Genomic DNA, 8,522 nt, shown 5'->3' on the forward strand with positions numbered 1-8,522 from the left:
TTATAAATATATCCCTAATTTTTTTTTCATCTTGTCATGAACTAAATTTCTCAATTTCAATATATTCATGGTTTTTAATACTTCTTCTAAAAAAGAAAGCAATAATAAAACTTTACTTTCTTTTTCCGGAATACCTCTTGATTGACAATAAAATAAATCAAGTTCATGAAAAGTTCCAACAGTACAACCATGTGAACATTTCACATCATCAGAAAAAATTTCTAACTGAGGCTTAGCATATATACAAGCTTCGTCAGAAAGAAGAATATTATTATTTTTCTGAAATGCTTTAACTTTTTTTATACACTTATCAACGAGTATTTTTCCATTAAAAATTCCTATCGATTTATTCCATAAAATATTTTTATATAATTGAAAACTATGAGCATTTGAATATAAATGCTCCATTGAGGTATGATGATCTACTAATTGTCCCTCTGATAATAGAGAAATTCCATATAGATAAGAATAAGTAAATTTTCCATGAGAATAAAAATTTAGATTGTTTCTAATAAATTTTCCTTGAAAAGAAAAGGTATAAAATGAACATTTACTACGTAAATCTTGTTTCACAAACGTATTATCTATAATGGATAATTCGTCCAAATCATCTTGAATTTTATAATATTCTATTTGACTATTGGAAAAAGCATAGATTTCACTAACAGAATTATTAAACAATAAATGTTTTTTTAAACATTTATGATGTTCAATAATTTGAACATAAGAAGATTCTCCAACTATAATTAAGTTTCTTGTATTTAACATAATTTTTGACTCGATTCCCGTATATATATGCAATATCTCTATAGGGTTTTTCAAAAAAATATTATCAGGAATGTAAATATATCCTCCATCTTTTGAAAAGATGGTATTTAAAATGTTAAAAGCCTCATTAGGATTAGATAATTTTCCATAAAAATTTTTAATTTCTCTTTCTTCTTGTGAAGCGAGATTAGATAATCTAATTTTACTAGATGTAGATGTATGAGAATAAATAGATTGATATTTCCCATCAATAAAAATTATAAGAAAAGAATCGTCTAAATAAATCAATTCTTTGATCTTTTTATATGTTAAATCTTTTCTTTGTTTAGAAAAAAGATTGTATTCTTGATTAAGAATTGAATGAACATCTGTATTTCTCCATTCTTCATCTGTAACAGATGGAAATCCTTTTTTTAGAAAAAGATCTATAGATTTATGTCGTAAACTAGATATATAGGAATATTCTCCATGAATGTTTTTTTCGCGGCACTTTGAAAGTGAAGAAAAAATTCTATCTCTTAATAGCATGAACCCATCAATTTCAATTAATTTTATTTTATTTGATTTTTAATCCAATCATATCCTTCTCTTTCTAATTTTTCAGATAAATCCTTATTTCCTGATTGAACTATTTTACCATCATACAAAATATGTATAATATAATCTGAAAATAAATAATCTAATAATCTTTTGTAATGAGTAATAATAATCATAGAATTTTTTTCGTTTTTTAACGTATTAATTCCTTGTGCTACAGTTCTCAAAGAATCTATATCTAAACCAGAATCTACTTCGTCTAAAATAGATAACAAAGGATCTAACATGGCCATTTGAAATATTTCATTTCTTTTTTTTTCTCCTCCAGAAAATCCTTCATTTAAAGAACGATAAAAAAAATCTTTTTCCACATTTAAAAGATCCGCTCTTTCCTTCATTTTAAAGAGCATTTCTTTAGCAGACATTTTACCTACCCCTCGTGCTTTACGAGATGCATTCATCGCTGTTTTAATAAAATTAATTACAGAAATTCCAGGGATTTCTACCGGATTTTGAAAAGAAAGAAAAATTCCCAAATGTGCACGTTCTTCTGGAGAAAGAGAGATCAAATCCTTATTCTGAAAAATAATATTTCCTTTAGTTATATGATATTCTTCTTTTCCAGCGATAACAGAAGCTAGTGTACTTTTTCCAGAACCGTTAGGTCCCATAATTACATGAATTTCTCCTGAATTAATTTGAAAATCAATTCCTTTAAGAACTTGTTTCCCATCAACAGAAACATGTAAATTTTTTATACTCAACATAGTTAAGCTATTATTTCCCTAATAATTAATACAAATGCATTATCCAACAGACCCTTCCAAGGTAACTTCTAAAAGTTGTTGAGCTTCTACCGCAAATTCCATTGGCAATTTTTTCAAAATTTCACTACTAAAACCATGAACAATGAGAAAAATTGCTTTTTCTGTATCAATTCCACGTTGATTACAATAAAATATTTGATCTTTTCCAATTTTTGAAGTAGTCGCTTCATGTTCGACTTGGGAGGTTGAATTATATACATTGATGTATGGAAATGTATGTGCTCCGCATTCATGTCCTATTAATAAAGAATCACATTGGGAAAAATTACGTGATTTTACGGCTTTAGGAGATATATTCACTAATCCTCTGTAATTATTTTGAGCTTTTCCAGCAGAAATGCCCTTTGAAATAATAACACTTTTTGTTTTCTTTCCCAGATGAATCATCTTAGTACCCGTATCCGCTTGTTGAAAATCTTTAGTTAAAGCTAAAGAGTAAAATTCTCCAATGGAAAAATCTCCTTTCAGAACACAAGATGGATATTTCCAAGTAATAGAAGATCCGGTTTCTACTTGAACCCAAGATATTTTAGCTCTTTCTTCACATAATCCACGTTTTGTCACAAAATTGAAAACCCCTCCTTGTCCTTTTTTATCACCAGGAAACCAATTCTGAACGGTAGAGTACTTAATTTCAGACTCTTCCAAAGCGACTATTTCTACAACTGCAGCATGTAACTGATTCTCAGCTCTTTGCGGGGCTGTACACCCTTCTAAATAACTAACAAAAGATCCTTGATCTGCAATAATTAAAGTTCTCTCAAATTGACCAGTTTGATTTTCATTAATACGAAAATAGGTAGACAATTCCATAGGACAGCGAATTCCTTTTGGGATATAACAAAAAGAACCGTCTGAAAAAACAGCTGAATTAAGAGCTGCATAAAAATTATCTTCCCTTGAAACTACCGAACCTAAATATTTTTTAACGATATCTGGATATTTTTTCAAAGCATCACTAATGGAACAAAATAGAATTCCCTGGCCTTTTAGTTTTTCTTGAAACGTCGTAGCTAAAGAAACAGAATCTAAAACTATATCTGTTGCAATTTCAGAAACGTGTTTTTTTTCTTCCAGAGGAATTCCTAATTTATTAAATGTATCTAATAATTCTGGATCCACTTGATCTAAATTATTCAGATTTATTTTCTTTTTTGGAGCAGAATAGTAACTGATATCCTGATAATTTAGTTTATCATATTTTATATTTGCCCAAGTTGGTTCTTTCATTTTTTTCCATATAGAATAGGCTTCTAATCTCCAATCTAACATCCATGTTGGTTCATCTTTCTTTTCTGAGATCTTTTGAATAACATTTTCACTTAATCCTACTGGAATTTTATCCGATTCTATTGGAGTATAAAAACCATACTTATACTCATAATCAGAACCAGTAAAACTTTCTAATATTTTATTATTTTCTTTCATACACTCACTATGATGAAAAACTTTTTCCGCATCCACAAGTATGTTTAGCATTAGGATTTTTAAAATAAAACCCTTTTCCATTTAATCCACCTGAATACTCTAACGTCGTTCCTGCTAAATAAGGAAAACTATTTTTATCTACCAATATTTTCATATCTCCATGTTGAAAAAGTTTATCTTCTTTTTTTTGTTTTTGATCAAAAGTCAGCTCATAGGATAAATTAGAACATCCTCCTTTTTTAACCCCAAATCTAATGAAAGAAATTTCTTTAGAAATTCCTTCTTCTTTCATAATAGAATTCAATTTATTTTTAGCTTGATCTGATATAAAAACCATAATATTTAAATTTTTTTTTATCTATGTTTTTTTATTAAAAAAACCTTTGTCATTCCTTTTTTAATTCCCCATTTATCTGACATTCCTGCATTAATTTCCAAAATATATTTAATCGAAGGGGTATTAATAACTTCTACATTTCTCATAGGGGAAACATATTTATTAACAAAAATAACTGTGTTAAAATGATCAATATAAACAATATCTAAAGGAATTCGCATATTTTTCATATTCATTTGTTGAATTTCTTCTTTTTTATCTAAAATAAATAACATTCCTCTGTCCTCTTTCATAAAAGATCGATACATTAGTCCGTTTTTTTTTTCTATTTCTTTATTAACTAATTCTATTTCAATTTTTTTGAAAAAAAAATTTTTATTTTTCATGTATAATTCTCCATGTTTCAAAAATTGAATTTCCAATTGATCTCCTATATCTATGAATAATTCATTCTCATTTTCACTTTTTTCAGAAGATAAAAAAAAGAAAATAACTATTAGAGAAAATAAAATTTTCACTTTATTCATGAAAAAAATATTTTCTTTTTATTGAAAGACTAAGAATAATTATTCCAAAAAAAACACATGGAATACTTAGCCATTGTCCAGTGTTTAAAGAAAATAAATTGATAATCTCATTTCCTTGTGGTTCTTTTATAAATTCTAACAGAAAACGAACAGACCAAAGAAAAGTAAAAAAAATTCCAGATATATATCCAACAAGATCTCTTATATTTTTTTTTCGGTATAAAAACCATAAAAATAAAAAAATAAGTAAATAACTAAGAGCTTCATATATCTGAACAGGATGTCTAGGTACTATATCTCCATATGCAGTATCCATTTGTACGAATTTAACAGACCAAGGAAAATCACTAGGCTTACCGACAATTTCAGAATTGAAAAAATTTCCTATTCGTATAAAAAAAGCAGCTAATGAAGCTACAATACATAATCTATCACATATCCAAAAAAATGATTTATTTTTATTTTTTAATATTTTTTTTTTATAAAAAAAAATAGATAAAATAATTCCTATAGTAGCTCCATGACTAGATAAACCTCTATAACCAACAAATTCATAACCTTTAATCATTCCTAACAAAAGACTCGAAGGGTTTTCTCTCACAGGAAATAAAGCTTCGATCCAATGATCGGAAAAATATGATAAATCATAAAAAAATACTTGTCCTAATCTAGCTCCTAGAATAGTCCCTAAAACCGTGTATATCAATAGAGGATCTAAATATTTATGATGAATATTCTCAATTCTATAAATATATTTCATTACATACCATCCAACTAAGAAAGAAATAACAAACATTAAACTATAAATATGAATAGATATTCCCTTCCATAAAACAAATTTTGTAATTGGATCCCAATTAATATATTCTAACATAATTGTGAATTTAATTTTATTTTTTATTTAATAGGATCATATCCTGATTTACCCCATGGATGACACCGAATAATTCTTTTAAAAATTATTAAAATAGCTCTACATAGACTATATCTCGTTAAAGATTGAATCATATAATCCGAACAGCTAGGGATATATCTACAATGTTTTCCTATCCATGGGGATATTCCAATTTGATAAAATTGAACAATTTTTAAGAGTAAAATATTGAATATTTTCATACGTTACTTTTTTTTATGTTTCTGATAAAAAATCAGATACTTCTCTGTAAAAATCTATAGGATTATCCACATGAATCCAATGATTTGCTTTTTCTATAAGAACAATTTTTGCATTTGTAAAAAGTTTCTGTATGCGAAAAAAGTCTTGAGGGATAAGATAATCCGAATATTCTCCACGTAAAAAAAGAGCAGGATTATCAAAATTTCCTCCTTTGATTTCCTGTTGAATTAAATAGGAATAATTATTTTCAATTCCTCGCAAGAAAAAACGAAACGCTAATTTTTCGTCTTTTTTTCTATAAGTACATTTAGAAAAGAAGGACCGAATTTCTGGAGAAGAAATAAAATGTTTTAGAAAAGAATCAAGATCTTTTCTTGTTTTAAGAATATCAAAATCCACGTTTTTCAACACTTGAATAATTTTTTTATGATAAGTGGAAGAATAGGACCTAGGACCTATATCTACAATGATAATCTTTTTAGGAATTGATGGATAATTTATAGAAAATTTCATAACAGCTCTCCCTCCCATAGAATGACCTATCAATATAGGATGAATGATATGATAATAATTAATATATTTTAATATATCTTCTGATATAAGATCATAATCCATTTTTTCGGAAATAAAGCTTTTTCCGTGATTTCTAATATCTAACAAATGTACTTGATATGTTTGAGAAAATTTTTCTGCAAAAGAAATCCAATTGTCTCCACTTCCAAATAAACCATGAAAAACCAAAATAGGCATTCCTTTTCCTAAAATTCTAGAATGTAATATCATATTTGACTATTTTCATACGCTTTATAAATACGTTTTAAATAAGTTTGAATAGTATTTTCTAATCCCATATAAAGAGAATCACTAATTAAAGCCTGTCCTATAGATACTTCTACAATTGAAGGTATATTTTCAATTAAAAAAGAGATATTTTCTAAATTTAAATCATGTCCTGCGTTAACTGACAAATGATAATTGATAGCCTCTTTGGAGGTTATAATATAAGGATCAATACAATTCCATCTTTTATTAGCGTATCCTACAGCGAAGTTCCCTGTGTATAACTCTATCCGATCTGTTCCTGTACTAGCTGCATACGGAACTAATTTTGGATTTGGATCTAAGAAAATAGAAGTGCGAATTCCGTGATCCTTTAGTTTCTTAACGGTTTCAGTCAATAAATCTTGATAACGAATAGTATCCCACCCTGAATTTGAAGTAATAACATTATTTGAATCCGGCACCAATGTGACTTGATTAGGTATAATATCTAATACCAAATTCATAAACTTATTAATAGGTCTCCCTTCAATGTTTAATTCTGTTTTTACAATAGATTTCAAATCATAAACATCTTTATATGTAATATGTCTTTCATCAGGACGAGGATGAATAGTAATTCCATGTGCTCCATACTTTTGGACATCTTTTGCAATCTGTAAAAGATTTGGAATATTCCCTCCTCTTGCATTTCTTAATGTAGCTATTTTGTTTAAATTCACGCTTAATTTTATCATGTTAATGAGGTACGTTTGTAGTTACTTGTGTGACTTTTAAGTTAAATTCTTTAGCCGCTGTTAATAAATGATCAAAAACACTAGCTTGTATTTGTTCATATTTAATGGATTCAGAAGTATTTGTAAAACAATATAACTCTATAGGCAGACCATAAGGAGTAGGTTCTAGATGTCTAACCATTAATGTTTCCGATTGTGATATCCGTGGATGTTGATGTAAATACTCTAATGCATACTGACGGAAAAGTCCTATATTAGTTAATCTCCTCCCATTAATATCCAGACTAACATCAATATTATTTTCTTTATTAAAAATTTCTATTTCTTTTTGTTTTCTATGGATATAATTCTTAATTAAATAAAAATGTTGAAATTTTTCCAATTTAGCTGAATTACAGAAATGAAATGATTGGATATTAAATAAAATAGATCTTTTAATTCTGCGTATGTTTTTTTGACGCATGACTTCAAAATTTGTTACAGCCGTAGATATCAAATCATAAGTTGGGACGCTTGTAATCGTTTTATCAAAATTTTCTATTTTTGCAGAAGTTAAGTTAATTTCTCTTACTGTTCCTTCTATGCTGTATTTGTGTATTCCTATCCAATCTCCTACTTTAATCATTTTTGTCGAAGCCATTTGCACTCCGGATACAAATCCAAGTATGGTATCTCTAAAAACTAAGATAACAATAGCTGTTATAGCACCTAGACTAGTAATAACGGTAATAAGATCATTTTTTGTTAAAATAGCAATAATGACTAAAACGCAAAATATAACAGATACAATTTTTAATAATTGTGAAAAAGAACGTACAGCTATTGTTTGATGATTATTTTCACTGGTAGCAATTCTCATAATTGAATTAACTACTCGAATTAAAAATTGTAAAATAATCAGAACAAACAAAATGTCGAATATTTTTTCTAGATAGATGATAATCGTATGATAACTTTTAAAAAATGGCTTGATTAAAAGATATCCAATTGATAATGGGAAAAAATGAGCTAAACTGTCAAAAACTTTATTCTCATATAAGATATTATCCCAAATAAAATGAGTAGAATTGACGATTCTCCTTCCAATAAAACGAACTCCTCTATTGAATATCCATTCTAATATAATTAATAATATGCTGAATACAAGGATTTTACTAATTATAATAATAGTTATACTTCCCCATTTTTTGAGATCTAAATAATGGATGAATTCATAAAACCATTCATAATACTGAATATTGAATTTTCCTAATATTTCCATAATAATTTTTTACAAAACATAGATAAACTCTTCTATTATCACATTAACTTAGTATAAGTTATTTTCAATAATTTTATCCTTTAATTAGGATTTCATATTATTTTTTGTCTATATGATTCTTGGTAGATTGAAGAATATAATAGATATTGAATTTCGTTATAGAAATATAAAAAATTTTGATTCAATTTTTAAATTTAAAAATT

10 protein-coding genes are annotated in these 8,522 nt (G+C 27.1%); all 10 read right to left on the bottom strand.

The genetic code is table 11. The features are described from left to right. Genes H0H60_RS03110 through H0H60_RS03155 form a run of 10 tightly spaced genes read right to left on the bottom strand, consistent with a single transcriptional unit; the run spans position 1 to position 8,319 of the window. On the bottom strand, positions 1-1,296 hold the full coding sequence (locus tag H0H60_RS03110) for a SufB/SufD family protein (protein WP_185862690.1): 1,296 nt from the start codon (positions 1,294-1,296) through the stop codon (positions 1-3). Between the two features lie 23 nt (positions 1,297-1,319). Beyond that, entirely contained in the window at positions 1,320-2,072 is a 753-nt protein-coding gene (gene sufC / locus H0H60_RS03115; RefSeq protein ID WP_185862691.1) for a Fe-S cluster assembly ATPase SufC, read from the bottom strand. Positions 2,073-2,111: 39 nt separating this feature from the next. After that, on the bottom strand, positions 2,112-3,560 hold the full coding sequence (gene sufB / locus H0H60_RS03120; protein WP_185862989.1) for a Fe-S cluster assembly protein SufB: 1,449 nt from the start codon (positions 3,558-3,560) through the stop codon (positions 2,112-2,114). 7 nt (positions 3,561-3,567) lie between these two features. Continuing rightward, positions 3,568-3,897 (bottom strand): HesB/IscA family protein, encoded by a 330-nt coding sequence (locus H0H60_RS03125; RefSeq protein WP_185849795.1) that lies wholly within the window; start codon positions 3,895-3,897, stop codon positions 3,568-3,570. 17 nt (positions 3,898-3,914) lie between these two features. Beyond that, on the bottom strand, positions 3,915-4,424 hold the full coding sequence (locus H0H60_RS03130; RefSeq protein ID WP_185862692.1) for a DUF192 domain-containing protein: 510 nt from the start codon (positions 4,422-4,424) through the stop codon (positions 3,915-3,917). After that, positions 4,417-5,298, bottom strand: a complete 882-nt coding sequence (gene lgt / locus H0H60_RS03135) for a prolipoprotein diacylglyceryl transferase (RefSeq protein ID WP_185862693.1) — start codon at positions 5,296-5,298, stop codon at positions 4,417-4,419. Before lgt ends, H0H60_RS03130 begins: the two co-directional genes overlap by 8 nt. 23 nt (positions 5,299-5,321) lie before the next feature. Next, complete coding sequence (gene yidD, locus H0H60_RS03140) at positions 5,322-5,540, bottom strand: membrane protein insertion efficiency factor YidD (RefSeq protein WP_185862694.1); 219 nt, start codon at positions 5,538-5,540, stop codon at positions 5,322-5,324. 13 nt (positions 5,541-5,553) lie between these two features. Then, entirely contained in the window at positions 5,554-6,324 is a 771-nt protein-coding gene (locus H0H60_RS03145) for an alpha/beta fold hydrolase (protein ID WP_185862695.1), read from the bottom strand. After that, positions 6,321-7,058 (bottom strand): pyridoxine 5'-phosphate synthase, encoded by a 738-nt coding sequence (locus tag H0H60_RS03150; protein WP_185862696.1) that lies wholly within the window; start codon positions 7,056-7,058, stop codon positions 6,321-6,323. Before H0H60_RS03150 ends, H0H60_RS03145 begins: the two co-directional genes overlap by 4 nt. Before the next feature lies 1 nt (position 7,059). Beyond that, entirely contained in the window at positions 7,060-8,319 is a 1,260-nt protein-coding gene (locus tag H0H60_RS03155) for a mechanosensitive ion channel family protein (protein ID WP_185862697.1), read from the bottom strand. Positions 8,320-8,522 lie beyond the last annotated feature (203 nt).

Source organism: Blattabacterium cuenoti (genome assembly GCF_014251735.1).
Lineage (GTDB): Bacteria > Bacteroidota > Bacteroidia > Flavobacteriales > Blattabacteriaceae > Blattabacterium > Blattabacterium cuenoti_C.